Below are 26,479 nucleotides of genomic sequence, written 5' to 3'. Positions count from 1 at the left end.
TATTAGACAAAGAAGAATTAGTTTAAAATTATTTGTCATCCTGAACTCGATTCAGGATCTTTTATTAAATAAAAGAAATAATTCAAACTAATGTGCATCTCCGGACAGGTATACCGATTATTTAAAATACGGCAAAAAATTACAGCCTAGAAAGTACTGTCCACGTCAAGCTGAACTTGTTTCAGCTTCCAAATAATCCGAATTACTGGATTGTAAAGATCCTGAAATAAATTCAGGATGACGATTTCAACTTTTTAGGCTGTCTCTTTTAATGTTCTTCTAAAAATTTACTTAGAATATTTAGCAATAATCGGTTGTAATTGCATACCCCATTGTTGACCAATTTGCATAGACTTTTCAGTAATTACAGGTAATTCTGCAGTCATTTTTTGTCCAACAGGAGTTGCATAAAATGCAAGAATTTCGTCTAATTCTGCTTCAGTAAAACTTTCCATATAAACTACAGCAAGCTTATCAAATAGGCCTTTCATACTTTCTTTAACTTCTGCTTTAAAAGCATCACGGTTTTCTTCAGCAACCATACCTACTAAAGGTTTAAGCATTACATCGAAAGTTGCTCCAGAATTAATTTCAATCAATTGTACGGCTTTAGGTTTGTATGTTGAATCTGATTCTTGTGCAAAGCCTGAGAATCCTACTAATAAAAATACGACTGCGTAAAAAGTGTTTTTCATAATTAAGTTTTTTTTGAAATCCAAAAATAGAATTATTTGGGTATTATAAAACTAAAAATCCAAGTTTTTAAGCGGTTTCAAATAAATGTCTAAAGAAATCATTTCAAAATTTAGCTATTGCACAATTCTTGATACCTTTAAAATCAATAACTTCGTGGAAAGCTTGCGAGGTCTATTGGAAATACTTAAAAAAAATCAAGCAAGCCACAGTAATCAAACCCTCTATGAGGGATTAAATGAAAATAATGAAATTCTTAGGGCTGCTTGTATTATTATTGATTTCTTCAACTTATGGCGTTGCACAGGAGATCCCTGTATTAAATTCGCCTGATGATTTTATAATACAACGCACAGAGATAATACCTTCCTTATCTATACTTGCTCCAGAAAATCCATATGTCGGAAAATTTAAGATACGAACCGTGAATTTTGATGTTAAAGACCAACCCATTCAGGTAAATATTTCTGAAATAATGCGGGAAGAAGAACAAATGAGATCTAACAGTTATGTAGAACTTGCTCCTCCTGTGCAGCTCTCTCAAAAAAAGGCATCAGTTAGCTTCTCTGCGAATCCAAGAGAAACTGATGCCAGATACTTCAACCAGAATTTCAATCCTTCTTTGCCACGAACTGGAACACGAAATACGGTTTATAAAGATGCTTCAGAAACTACAAGACCTATTTATTATAGTAGATACTCTCCTTTTTACAGAAGATATTATTAAGAGTCTTCCTTTAGATAGATTCCGTCATCTTTAATTTCGATCATTCGCTGCTTATAAAGTGTTCCGATAGCCTTCTTAAAGCTCTTCTTACTCATTTGCAAAACACGTTGAATTTCGGTAGGATCAGATTTATCTGTAAGTTTTAAATGCCCGCCTTTCAAAGAGATCTCATTCAAGATACTTTGTGCATTTGGCTCGATACTTCTATATCCTGGACGTTGTAGCGTCACATCCAATTTACCGTCTGGTCTGGTTTTCTTTATCCATGCTTTTAAACGATCTCCAGGATTTAGATCCTGAAATATATCATCCTTATATATTAGTCCTTGGTGTAATTCATTTACAATCACATTTACGCCAAGATCAGTAGGATTTACTACTATGATGTCTACTTCTTCATAAGGTTCTACTGTGATCTCTGAATTGTCCATGAAAGCATTGGTCTTGCTAGACGCGACAAGCCTATCTGTATCTTCATCTAAATAACAGAAAACTAGATACCAACTGTCTTTACGCATCTTAGATGCCATTTCACGGTAAGGAACAAAAAGATGTTTTTCTAATCCCCAGTCTAAAAATGCCCCAATATCAGACACCTCTACACATTTCAAATAAGCAAACTCATCCAATTTTACATAAGGATGTAGTGTAGTTGCCACCGGTCGTTCAGAATGGTCTAAATAAACAAAAACGTCTATTTCGTCTCCAATATTAAAAGATTCCGGTTTGTATTTATTTGGTAATAATACCTCATCATCTCCAGACCCGGTTAAAAATAATCCCGGTTCGGTATCACGATCTATTATTAATGTATGGTATTGTCCTATATTAAGCATAACTGAAATTTAAAATGCAAAGATACTTTATATTTTATGGGAAACTCAAAATCCTATTGCTTTATAAAAGCCTCTAAATCTAACTTATTTCAACTCTTAAATTGATGAATTTAGAAATCCAATTCTTAGTATATTAAGATTTAATAAAATCGAAATACTCCAACAACACCCCATCATTCAAGGATCTCGGAGTCATAATTTCCAATAATTTTGGTTTTTCTGAAGGATTAAAGAATTCTTTCAATTCAGCATTCACTTGATCTGAATCCTGAGCACGGGCATATTCAAAACTATACATTTCACAAAGGGCTTTCGCATTAAGACCGTGTATTGTTTCAAAATAAGTATCAAAATTTTCGGTATTCTTATTCCCTGGGAGAATTCTAAAGATCCCTCCGCCAGAATTATTAATTACAATAATTCTGAAATTTACAGGAATATAATTATTCCAAAGACCATTGCTATCATATATAAAACTTAGATCTCCACAAATAAGTAATGTAGGTTCTTTCTTCACTAAAGCTGCACCCACAGCGGTAGAAACGCTTCCATCTATCCCGCTGGTGCCGCGATTACAAAATACAAATTGCGAGGCATCCCAATTAAAAAGTTGTGCATAGCGCACGGTAGAACTATTTCCTAGCTGCACATTATAATGCTTAGGAATCGCCGGAACTATAGATTGCATGGCCTTAAAATCCGAATAAGGGATCTTATTCACGTAGATATCATGACGCTGTTTCCGTTGTTCATTTATCTTTTTCCAATGCACTGCATAATCACTTTTTACTGAAATCGTTTCTGGCAAGAACTTCTGAAAGAATGAATTCACTGAAGTTTCAAAATGTTTATTTAAACAGAAGAAGGTGTTATATGCTTTTTTTGGATCTACATGCCAGTGCTGTTTTGGCTGAAAATTTCTTAAGAATGATTTTATCTTTTTAGAAACGATCATTCCTCCAAAGGTCAATAGAATATCTGGCTGTAATGCTTCAAATTGCTCATTAGCATCTGCAGACTTTTCTATGGGTCCAATCAAGGTGTCTATTCTGGTAAAGAATTCAGCATGATCTACATTAGAAGTAGTTTCTGTAAAGATAATCACTGTAGGATCTTCAGCTAAAAGATCCAGGTATTGTTGTTCTACACTATCTGGTGCCATCACTCCTACAATGATCATTTTTCGCTTCGCGGTATTCCAAAGATCTAGATAGGGCTGCAGCTCCACTTTAGAATATTCTCGCTGACTAAGGTCTGGCAGAATTTGAACTGGATCTGTGATCTTATTTTCTTCTACGGAATATAACGGCTCATAAAATGGTACATTTATGTGTACTGGTCCATTATTCTCTAGAGCACTGTTCAATGCTAGGTTGATTTCTCGTTCATTATGCCTACGACTTTCAAATTGCTTCTGAAGCAACTTTTTGTCTGAAGCCATATTTTCTAATACCAACTCAGAATATAAGTTTGCTGAATATAAAATATGATTTTCAAAAACATTCTTTTGTCTAATGGTTTGTCCATCCCCAATGTCGATGCGTTCTATAGGCCTGTCTGCAGAGATCACTACCAAAGGAATATCACTATAATAAGCTTCTGCAATTGCGGGATAATAATTTAGTAAGGCAGATCCTGAGGTACATACTACCGCTACAGGTTGTTTTATTTGTTGAGCGATGCCCAAAGCAAAAAATGCAGCACAACGTTCATCTACAATACTGTAAGCTTTAATTTCCGGATGATTGGTAAAACCAATAGTCAAGGGAGCATTTCGTGAGCCCGGAGAGATCACAACATGTTTTATGTTCTTTGCAACACACAATGCAACTATCGACTGTGCAACCGGTATTTTGGAGTATTTCACAAGTTCTGTTTAAAAATGAGTCAAGCATTTCAGACTTTAAAAGAAATATCTTGACAATCTATTGAATCCAAAATTACAATTTTTAACTACTATTCTTTCAAATTACCTGTTTATAACGCCGCTTTAATAGTACGAGTCTTATTTACGGTTTCTTCCCATTCTGAAGTAGGATCTGAATCTTTTGTAATTCCACCACCAACATATATCTCGACTTCTCCATCTTTGAATTTCAAGCAACGCAAATTTACAAATATGGAAGAGTCTTTTCTAATACTGGAATACGCCTGATTTTCCTGATTTCGGGTTCTACTGCTTCGCTTGATCTCAGTAGTCATATTTAATAAGCCTAAATAACCTGTATAAAACTCCCGATCATAGTTTTCATGATCATTTATAAATTTATAAGCAGCCTTTGTTGGTAATCCGCAAATTGCAGGAGTTGGATGCAAGGCTTTTATAATCGCTCCTATTTCAGTAGTATTATTTTTGACAGTACCCGAAATATCTGTTCTTAAATGAAGTAAACTCCCGGCCTCACTGGTGTAGGTTTCTGAAACTTTTAATGTCTCATCAGTATGTCCTAATTCTTTTAATTTAAAAACTATAGAATCGGTTACGATTTGCTGTTCTACTATTTCTTTCTGGGTCCAATCATCTTCAGGAAAATTCTGAAGTTTTCTCGTTCCCGCAAGTGCCATAGTGCTAAACTTTGTGCGTTCAGTTTTTAATAAGGTTTCTGGAGTTGCCCCAATCCAAACTCCGGTTTCCGGATGACTCCATATATAAACGAAGGCATTTGGATATAATGAGAGGAGATTCTGAAAGATTTCAGAAGCAGAAATACTTGCTTTTTGAAGTTCTTTTCTGGAAAGTACCACTTTTTTTAGCTCAGTTTTTTGAATTGCTTCAATCCCCTGCTCTACTAAATTGATATGAGCAGACTTAGCCTCTTGATCTATATTTTCAGAAGGTTCCGCTATAGTATATAATTGGTAATTATCATTTTCAAAAAATGCTAACACTGTTTTTTCGCAGTCATTTTCAGGAATGAAAAGTGGATTTTCATTGTTTTTAAAAGGCGCAAATACGAATCCGCTTTCAGCAAAATCCTTAATTCTAAAGGATCCACTTCTAGTTTGCGATAAAAGCTGTACAGACTCTTTTCCCGGAAGTCTATAACTCACCATCGCTTTTCCTTCTTCTAGAGTTTGTTCTAGTAATTGGAAAAAATCTGAAACGTTCATTAACTATTTTTAGGTAATGAAAGGGTGGTAAGCTTTACCAAAGAGATGAGATTATCCTCTTCATCTGTGATCCTTATTTCCCAGAGCTGTGTAGTTTTACCTTTATGTATGGCTGAAGCTTTTGCATACACAAATCCTTCCCGAATACTTTTTAAATGGTTTGCAGAGATCTCTATTCCTCTTATCACAAAATCTGCAGTATTACACAATAAGAATGAAGCCATGCTCCCAATTGTTTCTGCCAAAGCTACAGAAGCTCCCCCATGTAAAACACCATCTGGTTGATGCACTTTTGAAGTTACAGGCATTTTACCCAGCACATAATCTTCTGTAATATCGATAACCTCAATATCCAAAGTTTCCATTAAGGTATTCTTGAACATTTGACGACAATTTTCGAGGATTTCCTCTTTCTGTATATTATCCATATAGAATGTTTTACTTTGTAAAAATACAAAACCAAAAAGGATGAATCCAACCCAAAAACAGGTTTCTTATAAAATCACCAATTCCTATTGCACCTTAAATGAAAAGACTCAATACACAAAGAATGTGTGGGTGGTTTTTCATGGAATAGGATATCTGTCCAAATACTTTTTGAAATATTTTAAAGGATTAGATCCTGAAGAAAATTATATAATCGCTCCACAAGCAGCTTCCAAGTACTATCTGAATGGCAAGTACACACATGTAGGAGCCTCTTGGTTTACTAAAGATAATACACAACAAGAAGTGGGAAATGCGATGAATTATTTAGATGAAGTGTTTCAGGCAGAAGATCTAGAATCTGTAACAAATCTTATTGTTCTGGGTTATTCTCAAGGGGTTTCTGTAGCCACAAGATGGGTAGCCAGAAAAGGAATTAGTCCTAGCCAATTGATCTTATGTTCTGGCGGACTTCCAAAAGAATTAGAACCTAAAGACTTTTTACATCTAAAAGAAGCGAAGATCTCTATGATCTATGGAACCAGAGATCCTTATATGGACAAAGAACGTTTACACAACGAGTCTCTTCGGTTTAAAGAAATTTTTCCAGAAAATCTCACTATTATCCCTTTTGAAGGAATTCATGAAATGAAACCGTCTATACTAGAATCTTTAGTTTAGATTTATCCCCATTAGTGTCCATTAAAAAAATTCAAATGTTCTTTGATATTACTGATAATCTATAGGTTACAAGCCCCAAAGTTGAGTGACGATTTGAATTGATTAGGTTTAGCCTCTAAAAGTTGGCTAACATGAATCAAGGAAAATACGTTTTCTCTCAATTGACCGGATATTTACCCCAGCGGGTTTTCGATGGGTTTGTGAAAAATCATAATGGGAACAAGTATGTGAAACATTTCACTTGCTGGAACCAACTGCTTTGTATGTTATTCGGTCAGCTTACCAATCGCGAAAGCCTTCGGGACCTAATCGTTGCCCTGGAGGCACATAGTGGAAAATCCTATCACCTTGGATTGGGCAAAAGTGTTACCAGAAGTAACCTTGCAAAAGCCAATGAAGTTCGCAACTCCAAAATTTTTGAAGAGTTTGCCTATCATTTGATTTCCATTGCAAGGGAATTACATTCTTCTGAAGATTTTAAAATCAAAGGAAACATTTATGCCTTCGATTCTTCCACCATAGATCTTTGTTTAAATGTCTTTTGGTGGGCGAAATTCCGAAAGGCAAAAGGCGGGATCAAACTTCACACCTTATATGATATTAATACACAAATACCAGCCTTTCTGCATATTACCTCCGCTAATGTCCATGATGTAAAGGCAATGGATCAGTTGGTTTATGAAGCAGGTGCTCACTATATATTTGATCGTGCCTACCTTGATTTTACCAGGTTGTACAAAATAGAACGTTGCTCCGCTTACTTTGTGATTCGTGCAAAGTCTAATACAAAATTCAAGCGGATGTACTCTAACAAAGTTGATAAGCTTACTGGGGTTCGATGTGATCAAATTGGAAAAATAAGCGGTTTTTATACCTCCAAGGATTACCCGGTAAAACTTCGTAGGGTGAAATATTATGATATTGAGTCGAACAGAACCTTTGTCTTCTTGACCAACAACATGAATATTTCTGCAGACAATGTTGCCTTACTGTACAAAAACAGATGGCAGGTCGAGCTGTTTTTTAAATGGATTAAACAACACCTGAAAATAAAGTCATTCTGGGGAACATCTGAAAATGCCGTAAGGATTCAGATTTATAGTGCGATAAGTGCTTATTGTTTGGTTTCAATTGTAGCTGAAAAACTGAAATTGAAGCGCTCTACCTACGAAATATTACAGGTCTTGGGCATCTCATTATTAGACAAAACCCCTATAAATGAGCTATTTATAAATATAGATTTCAATAATGTCAAAGAGCTTGATTGTAACCAACTGACCCTCAGTCTATTTTAACTGGACAGTTATGATTTATCCCTTATAATTTTATTGGATGAAAAGAAAGAATGCAGTTTCTAAAAAATATAAAAGCTCCTTATTAAAAAGCCTTGGTCCAGGATTTTTATTAGCCGGAGCTGCCATTGGAGTTTCTCACTTAGTGCAATCTACACGTGCTGGTGCCGATTATGGATTTATTCTTATTTGGGCATTAACACTGGCCTGTGTCACCAAATATCCTTTTATGGAATTCGGGCCAAGATATGCTGCTGCCACTGGAAACCACCTGATCACCGGTTATAAAAAATTGGGGATATTTCCATACTGGGCATTTATCGTGTTTACCGTGGGTACTATGTTTATTATTCAAGCTGCGGTAACTATTGTAACAGCTGGATTAGCAGAGAGATTATTTAACTTTGGATGGTCACCCTTTGTTTGGAGCCTGGTCATTTTAATTTTCTGTATCTCACTTCTTCTCATTGGAAAATATCCCGGACTGGATAAAAGCATGAAGATCATAGTTAGCTTTCTTACCATAGCAACCTTAGCCGCTGTTATTATGGCTTTAGGTGCTGGCACTATGACCAAGACACTGCAAACTCCCATTCCCTCTTTATGGACAACTGCTAGTGTCGGTTTTATTATTGCATTTATGGGTTGGATGCCAATTCCACTAGATGCTTCGGTCTGGCATTCTATCTGGACTCGGGAAAAAGCTAAACAAACCAAGCATAGACCAAGCATAAAAGAAGCTTTTACCGATTTTAATATTGGATACCTTTCTGCATCCTTTATTGGATTGCTATTTCTAACATTAGGTGCTTTGGTTATGTTTGGCAGTGGTACTTCGTTTTCTTCTAACAGTGTAGAATTCTCTTCTCAATTAGTAGACCTCTACGGAAAAACTTTAGGATCATGGAGCACACCAATAATTTCAATCGCAGCATTTGTTGCCTTATTAAGTACTACTTTAACAGTTACAGATGCATTCCCACGTGTCATCTCAGAATTATTAAATATAGAAAAGAAGGAGCTTCAAGTAGAAAAGAAAAAATGGAAGGATTATAAAATTGGGATTTTTGTGATCCCCATTCTCTCTTTGTGTATTCTATTCTTTCTTTCTGGTTCCTTTATATTTCTAATAGATTTCGCCACTGGACTCTCCTTTCTATCGGCTCCATTTTTGGCTTGGTTCAATTATAAATTAGTTACAGGAAGTCATCTAAAAAAAGAAGATCAACCATCACAGGCCTACAGAATATTTAGTTTATTCTGCTTCGCAATTTTAGTGATCTTCACTTTGGTTTATCTCTATTATATAATATTCATGTAAATAAAAAAAACGCAATCAAATTAATGATTACGTTTTTAATTTATTTACTCAAAAATGAGTATCCTTTGAAAAGATCCCGATTTTCATCGGGATAAGCAACTCGTAGCGCTTTGCAAGGCAAAGCTTACGATCTGCTTATTTAACTTCTTCGAAGTCTACATCTTCAACATCATCTTTTTTAGCATCATCTGCTTCACCAGCATCTCCTTCTGGAGCTCCATTTGCATCTGGTGCACCTTGAGCATCTGCTTGCGCTTTATACATTTCTTCTGAAGCTGTTTTCCATGCTTCATTCAATTTGTCTAAAGCAGGAGAAATTGTTTCAATTTCCTTAGTTTCGTAAGCTTTCTTCAATTCTTCTAAAGCATCTTCAACTGGTTTCTTCTTATCCTCAGATATTTTATCACCAAATTCCTTCAATTGCTTTTCAGTTTGGAAGATCATTCCATCAGCCTCATTCAACTTGTCTACTTTCTCTTTCGTTTTCTTATCAGATTCAGCATTTGCTTCAGCATCTTGCTTCATCTTTTGGATCTCTTCTTCAGTTAATCCAGAAGAAGCTTCAATTCTAATATCCTGAGATTTGTTAGTAGCTTTATCTGTAGCACTTACTTTAATAATACCATTCGCATCAATATCAAAAGTCACTTCAATTTGTGGAGTTCCTCTTTGTGCCGGTGGAATACCATCTAAATGGAATCTACCAATGGTTTTATTATCTGTTGCCATAGGACGTTCTCCTTGCAAAACATGGATCTCAACCGATGGTTGATTATCTGATGCTGTAGAGAATACCTGAGATTTCTTAGTTGGAATAGTTGTGTTAGACTCAATTAACTTAGTCAATACACCACCCATAGTTTCAATACCGAGAGAAAGAGGCGTTACATCTAGTAACAATACATCTTTTACATCTCCTGTTAATACTCCACCTTGAATAGCTGCTCCAATTGCAACAACCTCATCTGGGTTCACCCCTTTAGAAGGTTTCTTTTTAAAGAAAGCTTCTACTTCTTCCTGAATCTTAGGAATACGAGTAGAACCACCTACTAAAATAACTTCGTCTATATCACTTATAGAAAGACCCGCATCACTTAATGCCTTTTTCACAGGATCCATAGAACGTGTTACCAACTCATGAGCTAATTGCTCAAATTTAGATCTAGTTAAAGTTTCTACCAAGTGTTTTGGTCCACTTGCAGTAGCCGTAACATATGGTAAGTTTATCTCTGTTTGGGTAGAAGAAGATAATTCTATCTTCGCTTTTTCTGCAGCTTCTTTTAAACGTTGCAAAGCCATAGGATCTTTTCTAAGATCGATGTCTTCAGCTTTCTTAAAAGTATCTGCAAGGAAATCTATAATCACCTGGTCAAAATCATCCCCACCTAAGTGAGTATCACCATTTGTAGATAACACTTCGAATACACCATCACCTAATTCAAGGATAGAGATATCAAAAGTACCACCACCAAGATCATAAACAGCGATCTTTTGGTCGATAGATTTTTTATCTAATCCATAAGCCAATGCTGCTGCAGTAGGCTCGTTGATTATTCTTCTTACTTTAAGTCCTGCGATCTCACCAGCTTCTTTAGTTGCATGACGTTGAGAATCGTTAAAATATGCAGGTACAGTAATAACCGCTTCAGTTACCTCATGTCCAAGGTAGTCTTCAGCTGTTTTTTTCATTTTTTGCAAAATCATTGCAGATAATTCTTGTGGAGTATACATTCTCCCGTCAATATCTACTCTTGCAGTATCATTATCTCCTTTGATCACTTTATAAGGAACTCTTCCTGCTTCCTTAGAAGATTCAGAATATTTGTTCCCCATAAATCTCTTTATAGAAGATATAGTTTTAGTTGGGTTTGTAACAGCCTGACGTTTTGCAGGATCTCCCACTTTAATCTCACCACCTTCTACAAATGCAATTACAGAAGGAGTTGTTCTTTTCCCTTCAGCGTTAGGGATTACCACAGGCTCGCTACCTTCCATTACAGATACACAGGAGTTAGTAGTACCTAAGTCAATTCCAATTATTTTACTCATAACAGTATACGTATTTAAATTTTATATATTCAATTTCACAAACACAAATAGTCAATCATTATGCCAGCGGTTTAGTTCTGACAGGTTGTCATAAATATTGTTTCTATTGGCATTCCATCTTTATTGCGCCTCTAAGTAGCACAATAAAGCCGTCGGGCTTTGCGCTTAATCTTTTAATTTCTCAAAAAAATTAAAAGGATATCGCTGCAATCCCTAATGCAAAAAAAATTATTTGAATAAAATCCTCAAGTAGAAATCTTTAATAGTTCATCCCACTGTGTAGTAAAGCGTGAACTTCTATGGGCTTTAATAAGTTCCCATTCTTTCCGACTTTCAGAAAATCCAGCATGAGCCGATTGGATAGTAGATTTTCCATATTTAAAATTAAGTTGATCTATAACCTCCCAAAGTCCCTCTTTGTTAGCATGCATCTCTGGCTCAAACAAATTAACTTGAACATATTCCTTGGGCACTAATCCGCTAAGATTGACCCCTACTTTTTTATAGCGATAACCGGCTTTATATATGTTCTTTAAAGCCTCATGTGCGTAAGAAGTCAACAAAAGAGTATCGCTAGTAGGAACAGGAAGTGTTAGCGTTACCCCATTAGAATATTGTTTATCGGATTTACTATGATAGTTTGTATGTAAAAAAACATGAACAAAACTGGCGCAGGAATTCTGTTGCCTTAAAACTTCGCTTACTTCCCCAATATAAAAAGCGCATGCTTCAGAAATCATCTCGAAACTCTCTATTCTTTTTCCAAAAGATTTGGCTGTCCCAATTGCTTTTTTTGTTTTAGGAAGTTCATTTATTTGTAGACAAGATTTACCCCGAAGTTCATGCCATATCCTTAAACCTACAATTTTCATATTTTTAAGCACCCAAGAGGAAGGCAGCTGTGTGAAATCTAAAGCTGTGTAAATATTTATCTTGTTCAGGGTTTTTACATGAGCTCTCCCAATCCCCCAAACATCCTTAATATTCGTCTTTTTTAAAGCACTTTCTCTTTTCTCTTCAGTATCTATTACAAATACATTATTGAGATTGGTAGCATTCTTGGCTATCTTATTAGCCACTTTAGCAAGAACTTTCGTTGGAGCTATACCTACTCCTACTGGTAAACCTGTATTTTTTAAAATTCGGTTTCTTATAGAGAGTCCATATTTTCTGTAGTCAATATTTTTAATGCCTTCTAGGTTTAAAAAGGACTCATCTATACTGTAAACTTCTACAGCAGGAGAAAAATCCATTAAAATATTCATTACCCGCTGTGACATTTCTCCATAAAGGGTATAATTTGATGAAAAAAAAGTGACATTGTTTTCTTTCAACAATTTTTCAATCTTAAAAACAGGCTCAAACATTGGGATATTAGTAAGCGCTTTTGCCTCTTTATTAGCAGCTATTATACATCCATCGTTATTACTTAGAACAACTACTGGTTTCCCAAGCAAATCTGGTCTAAAAACCTGCTCACAGGAAGCATAAAAGCTATTACAATCTACTAATGCTATCATTACATTTTATGAATTACATAGGTAACAACTCCCCAAATTATTGCATCGGGTATTTTTTTTGCATCAGATTTAGTTAAAATCTTGAATTCGTTCTCATCAACTATAATTATAATGCTGGAAAGTGTAGGGTTTTTGGAGCGATCTACAATTAAAACATCGCCATCTAGAATACGATGTTCTTCTAATCCATTTCCTTCAATTTCAATATAAAAAGTAGCATCGCTATTAGTTACAAGTTCTTTGTTCAAATCTATCCCCGATTCTAGGTAGTGAGTCGCAGGGCTAGGGAATCCTGTTTGTTTGGAAACCTCAGCTGCATGTCGGTTCTTAGACTTCTCTATTTTTCCTGCTTTTTTCACATCCATACCTCAAAATTACTAAATATTGAAGCTGAATTTTTAAATTTTGCTTTTAAAATTCTTAATAACATATTCAGAAAAATGAAGCCTTAGACTAACAAATCCTTATTTTTGCGTGTAAATTTTGGAGTAAAATGCGAAAAATAGAATGTATTAGTGTTTTTGACATGTTAAAGGTGGGGGTTGGTCCATCCAGTTCTCACACCTTAGGGCCTTGGCGAGCTGCCCAACGATGGATCCAGGAACTCAAGGACAATAAATGTTTTGAAGAGGTAGATTCAGTTCATATAGATCTTTATGGTTCCCTTTCGCTTACCGGAAAAGGTCATGCTACAGATCTAGCCGTAATGCTTGGTTTAGCGGGATTCGATCCGGTTAAAATGGAAATAGATCAAATAGACCCGGAGATCTTCAATATTAAAACCACAAAATCTATCATTTTAAATGGAGAGAACGCCATTCATTTTGATCCAGAGACACAAATCAAATTCAATAGAAAATTCCTGCCTTTCCATCCTAACGGACTCACTTTTAGAGCGACCTTAAATAACGGAAAGAAAACCTCCTCTTCTTATTATTCTATAGGCGGAGGTTTTGTAGTGAAAGAAGAGCGAAAAAATGCTTCAAAAAAAATGAAGAGCTTTCAGGAATTTCCCTTTCAAATAGAGAAAGCGACAGAACTTCTGGCTTACTGCAATGCAGAAAATAAATGCATTTCAGAAATAGTGATGGAAAATGAAAAATCCTTACGCTCTCCAGAAGAAATTCACCAGGGGCTAAAAGAAATTTGGGATGTTATGCTAGAGTCTATGTACATAGGTTGTCATACAGAAGGTAGACTTCCTGGAGGGCTCAATGTGCATCGCCGTGCTTTCGACATGAACAAACGTTTATTAGGCGAAGCAACTTATAATTCTCCGCAAGAATGGCTGGAAACCATTAGAAATACTGAGGTGAAATTTAGACAGATCCTTAAATGGGTGAGTTGTTTTGCTATAAGCGTGAATGAGGTAAATGCTTCTTTAGGAAGAGTAGTAACCGCTCCAACCAATGGTAGTGCAGGAACTGTTCCCGCAGTGCTCATGTATTATATGGTAATAGAGAATCATAAGGCTACTTTCGAGGATGTAAAGAGATTTATGCTGGTAGCAGGAGAAATAGGAAGTTTATTTAAAAAGGGAGCTACCATCTCTGCGGCCATGGGTGGCTGCCAAGCAGAAATTGGGGTATCATCGGCTATGGCAGCCGGTGCCTTGACAGAAGCTATGGGTGGAACTCCAGCGCAAGTTTTAATGGCAAGTGAAATTGCTATGGAACACCATCTAGGTTTAACTTGTGATCCTATTGGAGGTTTAGTGCAAATTCCTTGTATAGAACGTAACGCCATGGGAGCTATTAAAGCTATTAATGCAGCAGAAATTGCAATGGATAGCGATGCTTCAAAAGCAAAAGTACCTTTAGATAAGGTGATAGAAACCATGTGGGATACGGCAAAAGACATGAATTCTAAATATAAAGAAACTTCAGAAGGTGGACTGGCAGTAAGAGTGAATTTGAGTGACTGTTAATTTTAAAAGGAACTCTTGGTAAATTATCCTAACTTTAATTTCTATTAGCACTACCATATTGTTTAAAGCAAGCCATATTACATTATTTAAAATCAAAAATCTGTTCCGAAATTATGGCTGGATGCTAGGTTCTTACTTTGCATTTTTTGCCTTACTGGGAATACTTCAAGCAGTTTTTCCGAATTTAGATTTTATAAAATATCAGCAATCAGACCTTAATGCCTTAATGTCTGAAAATCCATGGAAATTTGTTTTATTGGCAGTTGTTATAGCTCCTGTTTTGGAGGAGGGAATGTTCAGGACCCTTATTAAACCCTCGCCTAATGAATTTATTTTTTTTCTTTGCAGCTGGATCCTTGTGGGGGCCGCAATTATTATTCCAGTAGATGTTCATTGGACATTAAAATTTGGTTTTCTACTACTCTTTATCACTTTGATCTATTTTTTTCTGAAAGAATTAATTCCAAGAGCATTTCAGTATAAAGCATGTAGTTTTTTAAACAGGAATTATATATCCATCTGGATGATCACTGCAGTTATTTTTGGCTTGGTTCATATCTCCAATTATGTAGATGGTTTTCGTTTAGATTTTCTATTATTCTTAATGATAGTTCCAAGAATTATAGCCGGTTTTTACTTTGGAAAAGTAAAAATTGAAAATAGAAGTATGATTTGGCCTATTGCGATGCATGCCATGAACAATGCAACTGTATTAGTGTTTCTAATTCCTAGAATGATTTAAATTCCAATTTTTATTCTGAAATACAGCCTTTCTTAGTTCGCGTGTCTATAACATAAACAATCTTCCAAGCATCTTTTTTCTTGAATAACTGAAAAGTATTCACCCCACAATGACTTAGCTCCCCATTTACATAAAATGAGTAGGGAGTAGAAACATTTGCCATTGGCCCATCTACCTGAACTTTATAGGAATGTATCTTTTCCTGAAATTCTGTATTTTTTGGAATGGCATAGATCGCTTTCAAAAAGTTAGAATAATCTGTGGTAACCAAATCTGAATCTGCTCCCTCTTTAACACTTATAGAATGCATTTGTACCATTGGGTCTGCCATTGCCCTAAGTGCCGTGGTGTCTTGCTTATGAAAAGCAATAAAAAAATCTTCTATTAAGGTCTTTGCTGAAACCTCATCTATGGTTTCTTGTGCAGTGCCTATAAAACCAATAAAAAAAATAAGAACACTTAAATATTTCTTCATGATTCTAAGTTTTGAATGTGGAACTCTAATTTACTACTTTTACTCATCTAAAAAAAAGCTAATGTCAGTTGCCAAGAAACAATACAAAAGGATTACAGTTAAATCGTTGGTGGAAATGAAAGCCAATGGAGAAAAGATCGCTATGCTAACTGCATACGATTATACCATGGCTCAAATTGTAGATGGCGCGGGCATAGACGTGATCCTTGTAGGAGACTCTGCCAGTAATGTTATGGCGGGGCACGAAACAACCCTTCCTATTACCTTGGATCAAATGATCTATCATGCAGCTAGTGTGGTGAGAGGTATAGAACGTTCATTAGTAGTTGTAGACCTTCCTTTTGGAAGTTACCAGAGTGATCCAAAGGAAGCACTTAGGTCTGCTATTAGAATTATGAAAGAAAGCGGTGGACACGCAGTGAAGATGGAAGGTGGAAAAGAAATTAAAGAATCGATCAAAAGGATTCTGAATGCTGGAATTCCCGTCATGGGACATTTAGGACTTACGCCACAATCCATCTATAAATTCGGAACATACACAGTACGTGCAAAGGAAGATCAAGAAGCTATAAAATTAAAAGAAGATGCTCTTTTATTAGAAAGATTGGGCTGTTTTGCGATGGTATTGGAAAAAGTGCCGGCAAAACTTGCTAAAGAAGTGGCAGAAAGCGTGAGCATTCCAGTTATTGGTATTGGTGCAGGAAATGGCGTAGATGGACAAGTTTTGGTGACTCATGATATGTTGGGAATGAATCATGAATTTAATCCGAGATTCTTAAGACGCTATGCAGATCTTCATGGAGAAATGACAAAAGCTTTTGAAGGTTATAAAAATGATGTGAAAAGTAAAAGTTTTCCAACAGATGAGGAGCAATATTAAATCCTATTTCTGGCTGATATTTATTTACGATGTTGAATCAATCTAGTTTAACAGCCATCAAAAACAGATAAAACTATTTCTACCCAATCCGGTATCCGGCTAGTAGTAAATCCTAATACCCAGAATTTGAATTCAGAAAAAATTCTTTCCAATAAGCATAACTTACAGGTCTTATATGAAGATAATCATATAATTGTGATCAATAAAAGGCCAGGAGATATTGTGCAAGGAGATAAGACAGGAGACACTCCTCTAAGCGAGCATGTAAAAGAATACATAAAGGACAAATACGATAAACCGGGAAAGGTGTATTTGGGGGTTGTACATCGCTTAGACAGACCCACCAGTGGCATTGTGATCTTTGCCAGAACTTCTAAAGCGCTGCCTAGATTAAATCAATTATTTAAGGATCGGGATGCACAGAAAACCTATTGGGCACTTGTGAAAAATATGCCTCCTAAGGAAGAAGATACTCTTATACATTACTTAAAAAGAAATCCCAAACAGAATAAATCTTACGCTCATATTAAAGAAGTGCCAGAGAGTAAAAAAGCCATCTTAGATTATAAAATCATCCAGAAGTTGGATAATTATTTTCTTTTAGAAATCGCATTGCATACAGGAAGACACCATCAAATAAGAAGTCAATTATCTGTTATAGGATCTCCAATTAAAGGAGATCTTAAGTATGGATTCGACAGGAGTAATAAAGACGCTAGTATATCCTTGCATGCCCGTAAATTATCTTTTAAACATCCAGTGAAAGATCTGGAGTTAAACTTAGTGGCCCCAGTACCAAACGATCCGATTTGGAACGCGATAAATATTTTATAAATAGCTTAACATTATAAATATTACTTTTAAATAAAAACCATGAAATGGAAAGGTAGGAGACAAAGCTCAAATGTAGAGGACAGAAGAGGATCATCTACCGGTGGAAAAGTAGCTGTTGGCGGTGGAATTATAGGGCTCATTTTTTTAGCAATTCAGCTCTTTTCTGGTGGAGATATTTCTGAAACTCTTCAGCAACTAGAAAATCAAGTTCCAGCAACAACTGAATCTAGAGAATTAACTGCTGACGAAATTGAATTAGGTGAATTTACTGAAACTGTTCTTGCAGATACCGAAGATATTTGGAATAAGATATTTTCAGAAAATAACATGAATTATCAGGAACCAGGATTGGTTCTCTTTACAGATGGTGTAAGGACAGCTTGCGGCGGAGCTTCTGCCGCATCAGGACCTTTTTATTGCCCGGCAGATCAAAAAGTATACATGGATCTTTCCTTTTTCGAAGAGTTGAGAACTCGATTTGGAGCACAAGGTGGTGACTTTGCCATTGCTTATGTTATTGCCCATGAAGTTGGGCATCATGTTCAAACCATACTCGGAACTTCCGGGAAGGTAAGACAGCTTCAACAAGAACAGAATCAGACGGCTGCAAATCAACTATCTGTAGCTTTAGAATTACAAGCCGATTTCTATGCTGGCGTATGGGCCTATCATAATAAAGAGTATTTGGAAGAAGGGGATATTCAGGAAGCTATGAGCGCTGCGAGTGCTGTAGGAGACGACGCTATCCAGAAGCGTACTTCCGGGAGAGTGGTTCCAGATGCTTTTACACATGGAACTTCTAAACAACGAATAGAGTGGTTTATGAGAGGTTATAATTCTGGAGATATTAGACAGGGTGACACTTTTAATGGACGACTTAATTAATCGCAATATACTTAATCGATCCCTTCAACTACTGCATTTTTCCGAAGGGATCTGATACTTTCTATTATAACTGCGCTTATAATAAGCACACCTCCTATGATCGTTTTTAAGCTAGGATATTCAGAAAGAAATAGTATCCCTAAAATTATAGCGTATAAAGGCTGAGCACTACTCATAATGCTGGCCGCGGTAGTTGAAAAATTCCTTAGACTCAGCAAGAAAAGTGTATGGCCTATGCAGGTAGTAACAATTGCTAGCGTTAAAAGAGGCGCCCATTGTAATATTACCTCATTAAAATCACTGAAAAACAGCACTGGTGAAAGAACCACCGCCACCACTACTATTTGGTACATCATTAAAACAGAACCATTATACTTCTCAATTTCCTGCTTCATTAAAATATTTCGGAGCGCGTAGAATATTCCAGATAATATTCCCAGCAAAACCGCAATAGTATAATTATTTTGAAAACTGATTTCCGGTACCAAAAAATAGACTCCGAATAATACCAATACCCCTAATGCTAAATGAACCTTACTGAATTTGGTTTTTAAAATTAATGGTTCTAAAAATACGGTAACTACAGGATACGTAAAAAGTGAAAGGATTCCTATTGCCACATTAGAATATTGAAGAGCAAAGAAATAAGCCACCCAATGTCCTGCCATTAGTAATCCAGACAATAAAATTTTTAAAACATCTCTTTTATTAGAAATTCGAAGATCTAATTTTTTAAATCTACAGAATAGATAAAATAGTATTGCCGCTAATAATGTTCTGTAAAATATAGTTATAAAAGGGTTTAACGTTATATATCTTCCCAATACTCCCGAGGTGCTAATAAAAAGCACGGCGAGATTAAGTTCCAGTATTTTCGAATATTGTGAGTTCTTTTCAGCCAAGTTTTGAAATATGGAGCAAAATGCAATTTTTAAAGGAACTTTCTTTACTTGTAGAGATTAATCTTGTATTGGTATTTTTTCTCACTAATTTCCTGAAGTTATTTTTTCAATCCTTTTTTGTAGAATATATGTAGAAATTCCCGAGATTCAGGAGCGACGATTTTTTTAATCGTTGTTCCGCGTGAATTTCTGCATGGTTTTTGGCTTTTTTTGCCAAAAAATTCCTCAAAAAGGCGTCTTTCCTGCCCGAAATGTTCAGGCGGGTTCTTTGCTTCGTTTCTGATTGCTTCCGACGAACGAAGCGAGAGGAAAGCATAGCAAAATAAATGAAGGGCCAGATAATAAGAGACAATGGGTTTAAGATTTTAGACTAAAAACAATGGACTTGTTTTACTTAGGCAAGGAGAACAATTTCCCATTAATAATGCTTGTAAACCACTTTCCTAAAATTTAGAAAAACTCTCGATGATAGTGATTTTTCTATTTCCTTAATTTATACAAATACATATATAAAACCCATTGAATGAATTTTTCTTTTGAGTTATAATGCTTTCTTAATTTTGGGTAAGTTGATTGAAAAATTTGCAAGTAATACCTATATTACCTCAATAGATGTTCCTTTAAGATATTCTACCTAATTAATTTATTATGAATCACAATATAAGTAGTGTGTTAATTTCCCAAAGATCCTTCTTCAAAGAAGGAAAGCTCCTTGATGTAGGGTTCAGGATCGAAAAATTAAAATTGCTTAAATCGGTTATTGAAGAGCACGAATCTGAAATATGCGAGGCACTGTTTCAGGATTTCAAAAAACCTGAATTTGAAAGTGTTTTAAGCGAAACTGCTTTTGTTATAAGTGAGCTTGACTATATAATTAAAAAGTTGAAAGGCTGGTCTAAACCCAAAAAGGTTTCCAGTTCTTTAATAAATTTCCCTTCTTCAGATTATATCTATTCTGAACCTTACGGAGCCTGTTTGATCATTGCCCCTTGGAACTATCCTTTTCAATTAGCCATCTCACCCTTAATGGGAGCAATTGCTGCAGGAAACACGGTAGTTTTAAAGCCCAGTGAATTAGCACCAAACACCTCTCAAATATTAGCAGATATTTTGGCAAAGGTTTTTCCAACCGAAATCGTAGCTGTAGTACAAGGAGGAGTGCCGGTTTCTGAAGCATTATTGGAAGAAAAATGGGACTATGTTTTCTTTACTGGAAGTGTTCCTGTTGGGAAAATAGTTGCAAAAGCGATCGCACCTCACCTCACTCCTTCTACCTTAGAATTAGGTGGAAAAAATCCTTGCATCATCCATAAATCGGCTAAAGTACAACTTGCAGCAAAGCGAATTGTTTGGGGTAAATTTTTAAACGGAGGCCAAACCTGCATTGCGCCAGATTATATTCTGATCGATTCTTCTATAAAAAAGGATTTTATAGATGCAGTTCAAAAGGAGATCACAGCAGCTTACGGAATCAATCCTAAGGAATCTCCAGATTATGCGCGGATAATCAATGAAAAGAATTTTGACCGATTAGCAGAAATGCTGGAGGGTGAAAACTGTCAAATTGGTGGTGAAACAAATAGAGAAAAATTATATATCGCTCCAACTTTAATAGATGAACCTAAATTGACTAGCAAGGTGATGGAGGATGAGATATTTGGTCCTATCCTTCCGGTTTTAAGTTTTTCTTCCGAAGAAAATATGGCTGATATTATTGCTAACTATTCCAAGCCTCTTGCCTTATATGTGTTTTCTGAAGACAAGAGCTTTTCAGAAAAAATATTAAAGTCCTACAGTTTTGGTGGTGGAGCAATAAATGATGTGGTAATTCAGATAGTTAATAAAAATCTGCCATTTGGAGGCGTTGGAACTAGTGGGAATGGAGCTTATCATGGCAAACATTCTTTCGATACATTTTCCCATAAAAAAAGTATTTCAAAAAGGGGAACATGGTTAGATGTTCCCCTTAGATATGCACCTTACGGTGATAAAGTAAGTTTAATAGGTAAACTTATGAAGAAATTTTAATAAACGAACTTTTAAAGAAAGAATTCAATTTCTTTAAATAGTGCGAGGACGCAAGGAAGTTTTTTCTTTTAAAATATCTGCGACGGGTCTGTTCTCAATTTTGCTCTCCAGCCACGATAGGATATCTAGATATAAAAAGGCCCTTCTTTCGTAGGGATGGTTTTCGAATTGTTTTAAAGTAGTATGAAGATTCCTAAATTCCTCTTTAATATTTAATGGAGAAACATCTGGCAATCTTCTTAAGAATTTAATCATCTCTTTCTGCACTTCATGCATATCATTCATTCGAATTAAAAACTTATACGTAGAACGTATTAATCTTTCCAAATGATAGTCCAATCCGGCTTCATAATGGGCTACAAGGTTCAATATTCTTGAAAAACACATTAAATCTTCCCGCATTTCGAGAGCCGTGTTATTTATAATTTTCTTCAAAAATTCAATACATTTTTTATTTTCACCATTCCCAAAGTGCAGGCTAGCTATTTTATAATAAAAAACCATAATATGATGGCCATCTAACCTATCCTCATATTTCTTTATTTTTTTCTGGATTTTATCTATCAATAATTCCCCTCCTCCAAAATCACCCGTCATAAACCTTAAATTCAATTTATTTGAATAGATATATAAAAAGGAAAGAGCAGCAATATTATCATCATCTGGAATCTTAGGGTCTTTAATTGTAGCTTCTAGATCTAGAAGTACTTTTTCAAAAATTTCTACATGGTTCAGATAAAATAATGATTCTAATAAATAATGATTCCCTTTTAAATAGGATACCGGATGCAAGGATACCATATGTGGATTTTCATTAAATAAATCTATCCATTTTAAGGAGTAACGATAACTAGATAAAAAATTCTGAGTTAGAAAACTATACCACAAAAATGCCTTGTAAAGCAAAAGTTTTTCTCGAAAACCCATCTCATTAAAACTGTATTCAGGGAGATTTTCCTGAAAAATCTCCCTGATACCGGTTGTTTCTTCTTCGGTACGAGCATAGCCCATTTTTAATAAAATACCATATAATTGTAGGGATAGATTGGACAACCTACTTGCCAAAACATTCAGCCTACTAAGTTGCTCGGTTTGTTTTATTAAACTCTCAGCTCGGTTTTGAATACTACGGGTAATATATTGAGACTCAATTATTTTTTCCCATTCCAGGATTTCATAGGCTACATTTTTTTCTTCGTTGTATAAAGCAACCACCTTTACTTTATCAAGCAATTTTAAACTCTGATTATATAAGCCTTTTCTATATAAAATAAGTGCAAAATCCAGTTGTTCTCTAATTTGCACCGGGATACTCTGATGTGCAGGATTCAGTCGAAGACTTACAAGGATTTGTTTATAAAGGTGAGCTTTAACATTGGATAATTGCAACTTACTAATGTTGGTATGCTCAAGGATTAACTTCTCGTTATATTGAGATTGCTTCGCCATAACCTTAAATAATTTAAGGAATTTACTATCTGTATTTACGCCTATTCTTCCCACATATAATGAAAATTGCCTTTTTTCAGAAGAGGAAAGAGACTTTATAAGGGTAAAAAGATTGTCGGTTAAGTCATTGGTCATTGTAACGATTATGTTTTCAACGTATTGATTATCAGCATAATTAACTTCCTTATTTTAAATCAATTGTCGTAATTACTCGGTGTTTTAATCTATCAAGTGAAGATGTATCTGCTACTTTAGTTAAAGATAAAGCAAAATAAATCTGATATGAGTACGGAAAAGGTAGAAATTTTTGACACAACATTACGAGATGGAGAACAAGTGCCTGGTTGTAAATTAAATACAGTTCAAAAATTAAAAATTGCCGCACGACTCGATGAACTTGGAGTGGATGTGATTGAAGCTGGTTTTCCAGTTTCCAGTCCGGGGGATTTTAAATCGGTTTCTGAAATATCAAAAATAATTAAAAATGCCGTTGTGTGTGGACTTACACGCGCAGTTAAAAATGATATCGAAGTTGCTGCTGAAGCATTAAAATATGCTAAATATCCTAGAATTCATACTGGGATTGGGACTTCAGATTCTCATATAAAATACAAGTTCAATTCCACACGAGAGGAGATCATTGAAAGAGCAATTATGGCTGTTTCTTATGCCAAAACTTTTGTAGAGGATGTCGAATTCTATGCTGAAGATGCCGGGAGAACAGATAATGAATTTCTTGCAAAAGTTTGTACGGCTGCAGTTAAGGCTGGAGCTACAGTTTTAAATATTCCGGATACTACAGGATACTGTCTTCCTGAAGAGTATGGTCAGAAAATTAAATATTTAAAAGAAAATGTAACAGGGATTCATAAGGTAAGACTTTCCTGTCACTGCCATAACGACCTGGGAATGGCTACTGCCAATGCAATTGCAGGTGTGGCTAACGGTGCCAGACAAATTGAATGTACCATTAACGGGATTGGAGAGCGTGCAGGAAACACAGCCTTAGAGGAGGTGGTGATGATCTTAAGACAACATCCTAGTTTAAATCTAAATACCAATATTAATTCAAAATTACTGTATGGTACCAGTAAAATGGTTTCTCAAGAAATGGGAATGCTAGTCCAACCAAACAAAGCTATTGTAGGAGCAAATGCATTTGCCCACAGTTCTGGGATTCACCAGGACGGGATGATAAAAAATAAAGCAACCTATGAAATTATAGATCCTGCAGATGTAGGTGTAACAGAATCGGCTATTATACTTACCGCAAGAAGCGGAAGAGCCGCTTTGGCTTATAGAGCAAAGAAAATGGGTTATGAATTAACTAAACTTCAATTAGACACGGTCTACATTGAGTTTTTAAACTTTGCTGACCATAGAAAAGAAGTCGAGGATAATGACATTCATGTTATTATGGATTTGTCCAGAAAAAGAAACAGAGCTATTGCCTAATGAAAAAAACACTTTTTGATAAAATCTGGGATGCGCACGTGGTAGAATCCATACCTGCAGGTCCGGATATTTTATATATAGACAAACATCTTATTCATGAGGTAACTAGTCCTCAGGCATTTAACGAATTAAAAGAAAGGGGTATCTCTATTTTAAGGCCTAAGCAAATTGTTGCCACAGCCGATCATAATACTCCAACAGAAAATCAGCATTTACCAATAAAGGATCTTCTGTCGAGAAATCAACTCAAACAACTTACTAAGAACTGTGAAGATAACAACATAACGCTTTATGGCTTAGGTCATCCTTATAATGGGATAGTTCATGTAATGGCACCAGAATTGGGAATAACCCAGCCTGGAATGACCCTTGTTTGTGGAGATAGCCACACCTCTACTCATGGAGCATTTGGTACCATTGCCTTTGGTATTGGGACAAGCCAAGTAGCGCAAGTATTTGCTAGTCAGTGTCTATTAGTGGATAAGCCAAAGAAGCTCAGGGTTAATGTTAATGGAGAATTAAGGTACGGAGTGCTTCCAAAAGATGTGATATTATACATTATCAGCCAATTAGGAACTAACTCAGGAACTGGATATTTCTGTGAGTATGCAGGAAATGTTTTTGAGGATATGTCTATGGAGGGCAGGATGACAGTATGTAATATGAGTATTGAAATGGGAGCCCGAGGTGGACTAATAGCTCCAGATGAAACTACCTTCGATTATTTAGAAGGAAAGGAATTCGCTCCTAAAGGAGAAGATTTTGAGATGATGAAAGTATATTGGAAAACCCTTAAAACCGAGGAAGGAGCTAAGTTTGATCAGGAATATTCTTTTGATGCATCCGATATAGAACCAATGATCACTTATGGTACAAATCCCGGAATGGGGATTAAACTAAGTGATCCAATCCCTAAGAACACAGGGAAAAGCGATGAAAAAGCATTGGAATATATGGGTTTTAAAGAAGGAGAATCATTAATTGACAAACCTATTAATTATATTTTTATTGGTAGTTGCACCAATTCCAGAATTGAAGATTTCCGCACTGCAGCAAGTTATATTAAAGGAAAACAAAAAGCGGCTAATGTAAACGCTCTTATAGTTCCCGGTTCAAGGCAAGTAGCAGAACAGATAAAGGCAGAAGGTTTACAACTTATTTTTGAAGAAGCTGGTTTTTCCTTACGCCAACCAGGATGTTCTGCATGCCTCGCAATGAATGACGATAAGATCCCAGCTGGGGAATATTGTGTTTCCACAAGTAACCGGAATTTTGAAGGCAGACAGGGCCAAGGTTCCAGAACGCTATTAGCTAGTCCACTTACCGCTGCTGCTACAGCAATTGCAGGGAAAATTACAAACTTTACTCAAAATTTAAACTAGATGGAAAAATTTATAAGTCTTACAGACACTGCGGTTCCACTAGAGATTGAAAATATAGATACTGACCAAATTATACCTGCCAGATTTTTAAAGGCTACAGATAAAGAAGGCTTTGGTGAGAATCTATTTCAAGATTGGAGGTTCGACGAAGCCGGGAATCCTAATTCAGAATTTAATTTGAATAATAAAAAATATAAGGGTTCCATTTTGGTTGCTGGAAATAATTTTGGTTGTGGTTCCAGTAGGGAGCATGCGGCTTGGGCATTGAAAGCTTATGGTTTTAAGGTAATTATTTCCAGTTATTTTGCAGATATTTTTAAAGGAAATTCGTTGAATAATGGCTTGCTCCCTTTACAGGTAAGCCCAGGATTTCTTAAAAAGATATTTACAGCTATCAACATAGATCCTTCAGAAAAACTTCATGTAGATCTGGAAAATCAGCTCATAAAGATTACAAGTACAGGAGTATCAGAAAAATTTGAAATAGATCCTTATAAGAAGAATTGCATGATAAATGGCTATGATGACATTGACTTTTTAGTGAGCCGAAAAGAAGCCATTCAAAAATTTGAAGAAAAAACATTCCAGTTCTAAAAGTCTTAACGGGAGACAATTTAAACTAAATTGATTATCCTTTTATATTTTTAGAGTGAGTAGTTTTCAACTAATATATACTAGATAATTTACCTCATTCTGTTTCAATTGTCATTCTGAAAATAGCGTAGCGGATTGAAGAATCTCAAAGAAGAAGGATTAAAGTTTAAAAGAGATCCCTCCTTATGTCGGGATGACAAATAGAAATGTTGTTTCGTACCTAAGGTTATAAGAATAGGCTAATGTGATCATTTCAAAGAGAATAATTGG

24 protein-coding genes are annotated in these 26,479 nt (G+C 35.6%); 13 read left to right on the top strand and 11 right to left on the bottom strand.

The window, feature by feature from the left end; all coding sequences use genetic code 11:
• Positions 1-287: 287 nt before the first annotated feature.
• Complete coding sequence (locus tag H033_RS0109070; protein WP_026838034.1) at positions 288-695, bottom strand: DUF2059 domain-containing protein; 408 nt, start codon at positions 693-695, stop codon at positions 288-290.
• Positions 696-940: 245 nt separating this feature from the next.
• Between H033_RS0109070 and H033_RS0109065 the strand changes: the two genes are divergently transcribed.
• A complete protein-coding gene (locus H033_RS0109065) occupies positions 941-1,420 on the top strand; it encodes a hypothetical protein (RefSeq protein WP_026838033.1) in 480 nt (159 codons plus the stop codon).
• Here the strand turns inward: H033_RS0109065 and H033_RS0109060 are convergent.
• From H033_RS0109060 to H033_RS0109045, 4 genes are all read right to left on the bottom strand, one after another.
• Positions 1,417-2,256 (bottom strand): S1 RNA-binding domain-containing protein, encoded by an 840-nt coding sequence (locus H033_RS0109060; RefSeq protein ID WP_026838032.1) that lies wholly within the window; start codon positions 2,254-2,256, stop codon positions 1,417-1,419. The genes H033_RS0109065 and H033_RS0109060 overlap by 4 nt on opposite strands.
• 133 nt (positions 2,257-2,389) lie before the next feature.
• Positions 2,390-4,123, bottom strand: a complete 1,734-nt coding sequence (menD, locus tag H033_RS0109055; protein ID WP_026838031.1) for a 2-succinyl-5-enolpyruvyl-6-hydroxy-3-cyclohexene-1-carboxylic-acid synthase — start codon at positions 4,121-4,123, stop codon at positions 2,390-2,392.
• A 110-nt stretch (positions 4,124-4,233) separates the two neighbouring features.
• A complete protein-coding gene (locus tag H033_RS0109050) occupies positions 4,234-5,367 on the bottom strand; it encodes a chorismate-binding protein (RefSeq protein ID WP_026838030.1) in 1,134 nt (377 codons plus the stop codon).
• Positions 5,367-5,795 (bottom strand): PaaI family thioesterase, encoded by a 429-nt coding sequence (locus tag H033_RS0109045; protein WP_026838029.1) that lies wholly within the window; start codon positions 5,793-5,795, stop codon positions 5,367-5,369. The genes H033_RS0109050 and H033_RS0109045 overlap by 1 nt, the downstream gene beginning before the upstream one ends.
• Positions 5,796-5,835: 40 nt before the next feature.
• On the opposite strand from H033_RS0109045, the gene H033_RS0109040 reads away from it, so the two are divergent.
• From H033_RS0109040 to H033_RS0109030, 3 genes are all read left to right on the top strand, one after another.
• The gene (locus tag H033_RS0109040) at positions 5,836-6,474 is read left to right on the top strand and encodes an alpha/beta hydrolase (protein ID WP_026838028.1); all 639 of its coding nucleotides are present in this window, start codon (positions 5,836-5,838) and stop codon (positions 6,472-6,474) included.
• A 131-nt stretch (positions 6,475-6,605) separates the two neighbouring features.
• A complete protein-coding gene (locus H033_RS0109035; RefSeq protein ID WP_026838027.1) occupies positions 6,606-7,769 on the top strand; it encodes an IS4 family transposase in 1,164 nt (387 codons plus the stop codon).
• Between the two features lie 37 nt (positions 7,770-7,806).
• Positions 7,807-9,087 (top strand): Nramp family divalent metal transporter, encoded by a 1,281-nt coding sequence (locus tag H033_RS0109030; protein ID WP_026838026.1) that lies wholly within the window; start codon positions 7,807-7,809, stop codon positions 9,085-9,087.
• A gap of 135 nt (positions 9,088-9,222) precedes the next feature.
• Here the strand turns inward: H033_RS0109030 and dnaK are convergent, their stop codons facing one another.
• The 3 genes from dnaK to H033_RS0109015 all read right to left on the bottom strand — a co-directional run bounded on the left by dnaK (position 9,223) and on the right by H033_RS0109015 (position 13,021).
• Entirely contained in the window at positions 9,223-11,136 is a 1,914-nt protein-coding gene (gene dnaK / locus H033_RS0109025) for a molecular chaperone DnaK (protein ID WP_026838025.1), read from the bottom strand.
• A gap of 245 nt (positions 11,137-11,381) precedes the next feature.
• On the bottom strand, positions 11,382-12,656 hold the full coding sequence (locus H033_RS0109020) for a Y-family DNA polymerase (RefSeq protein ID WP_026838024.1): 1,275 nt from the start codon (positions 12,654-12,656) through the stop codon (positions 11,382-11,384).
• Positions 12,656-13,021 carry a S24 family peptidase gene (locus H033_RS0109015; protein ID WP_026838023.1) on the bottom strand — a complete coding sequence of 122 codons (366 nt, stop codon included), beginning with the start codon at positions 13,019-13,021 and terminating at the stop codon, positions 12,656-12,658. The genes H033_RS0109020 and H033_RS0109015 overlap by 1 nt, the downstream gene beginning before the upstream one ends.
• Before the next feature lie 128 nt (positions 13,022-13,149).
• On the opposite strand from H033_RS0109015, the gene H033_RS0109010 reads away from it, so the two are divergent.
• Together H033_RS0109010 and H033_RS0109005 are read left to right on the top strand one after the other, a co-directional pair.
• Positions 13,150-14,583 carry an L-serine ammonia-lyase gene (locus H033_RS0109010; protein ID WP_026838022.1) on the top strand — a complete coding sequence of 478 codons (1,434 nt, stop codon included), beginning with the start codon at positions 13,150-13,152 and terminating at the stop codon, positions 14,581-14,583.
• A 121-nt stretch (positions 14,584-14,704) separates the two neighbouring features.
• A complete protein-coding gene (locus H033_RS0109005; RefSeq protein WP_034886335.1) occupies positions 14,705-15,325 on the top strand; it encodes a CPBP family intramembrane glutamic endopeptidase in 621 nt (206 codons plus the stop codon).
• Positions 15,326-15,335: 10 nt separating this feature from the next.
• Here the strand turns inward: H033_RS0109005 and H033_RS0109000 are convergent, their stop codons facing one another.
• On the bottom strand, positions 15,336-15,800 hold the full coding sequence (locus H033_RS0109000) for a 3-methyl-2-oxobutanoate hydroxymethyltransferase (RefSeq protein ID WP_026838020.1): 465 nt from the start codon (positions 15,798-15,800) through the stop codon (positions 15,336-15,338).
• Between the two features lie 61 nt (positions 15,801-15,861).
• Between H033_RS0109000 and panB the strand changes: the two genes are divergently transcribed.
• From panB to H033_RS0108985, 3 genes are all read left to right on the top strand, one after another.
• On the top strand, positions 15,862-16,680 hold the full coding sequence (gene panB, locus H033_RS0108995) for a 3-methyl-2-oxobutanoate hydroxymethyltransferase (protein ID WP_026838019.1): 819 nt from the start codon (positions 15,862-15,864) through the stop codon (positions 16,678-16,680).
• Between the two features lie 126 nt (positions 16,681-16,806).
• Positions 16,807-17,514: an RluA family pseudouridine synthase gene (locus H033_RS0108990; RefSeq protein ID WP_026838018.1), complete on the top strand. Its 708-nt coding sequence runs from the start codon at positions 16,807-16,809 to the stop codon at positions 17,512-17,514.
• A gap of 39 nt (positions 17,515-17,553) precedes the next feature.
• Positions 17,554-18,399: a neutral zinc metallopeptidase gene (locus H033_RS0108985; protein ID WP_026838017.1), complete on the top strand. Its 846-nt coding sequence runs from the start codon at positions 17,554-17,556 to the stop codon at positions 18,397-18,399.
• Positions 18,400-18,410: 11 nt separating this feature from the next.
• On the opposite strand, the gene H033_RS0108980 is transcribed toward H033_RS0108985, so the two are convergent.
• Positions 18,411-19,301 (bottom strand): DMT family transporter, encoded by an 891-nt coding sequence (locus H033_RS0108980; protein WP_026838016.1) that lies wholly within the window; start codon positions 19,299-19,301, stop codon positions 18,411-18,413.
• 648 nt (positions 19,302-19,949) lie between these two features.
• Between H033_RS0108980 and H033_RS0108970 the strand changes: the two genes are divergently transcribed.
• Positions 19,950-21,329, top strand: coding sequence for an aldehyde dehydrogenase (locus H033_RS0108970; RefSeq protein ID WP_026838015.1), 1,380 nt, complete (start codon positions 19,950-19,952; stop codon positions 21,327-21,329).
• Positions 21,330-21,362: 33 nt separating this feature from the next.
• Here the strand turns inward: H033_RS0108970 and H033_RS0108965 are convergent, their stop codons facing one another.
• Positions 21,363-22,913, bottom strand: coding sequence for a hypothetical protein (locus H033_RS0108965; RefSeq protein ID WP_026838014.1), 1,551 nt, complete (start codon positions 22,911-22,913; stop codon positions 21,363-21,365).
• A 147-nt stretch (positions 22,914-23,060) separates the two neighbouring features.
• Here H033_RS0108965 and H033_RS19870 point away from each other — a divergent pair, with 147 nt between their 5' ends.
• Genes H033_RS19870 through leuD form a run of 3 tightly spaced genes read left to right on the top strand, consistent with a single transcriptional unit; the run spans position 23,061 to position 26,209 of the window.
• On the top strand, positions 23,061-24,233 hold the full coding sequence (locus H033_RS19870) for a 2-isopropylmalate synthase (protein WP_081661826.1): 1,173 nt from the start codon (positions 23,061-23,063) through the stop codon (positions 24,231-24,233).
• Positions 24,233-25,615 (top strand): 3-isopropylmalate dehydratase large subunit, encoded by a 1,383-nt coding sequence (leuC, locus tag H033_RS0108955; protein ID WP_026838013.1) that lies wholly within the window; start codon positions 24,233-24,235, stop codon positions 25,613-25,615. The genes H033_RS19870 and leuC overlap by 1 nt, the downstream gene beginning before the upstream one ends.
• Positions 25,616-26,209 (top strand): 3-isopropylmalate dehydratase small subunit, encoded by a 594-nt coding sequence (gene leuD / locus H033_RS0108950; protein WP_026838012.1) that lies wholly within the window; start codon positions 25,616-25,618, stop codon positions 26,207-26,209.
• Positions 26,210-26,479: the final 270 nt, after the last annotated feature.

This window comes from Gillisia sp. JM1 (assembly GCF_000424645.1).
Classification (GTDB): Bacteria; Bacteroidota; Bacteroidia; order Flavobacteriales; family Flavobacteriaceae; genus Gillisia.
The sequence above is the reverse complement of the archived record's forward strand: the minus strand, read 5'-3'. Positions and strand labels throughout refer to the sequence as shown.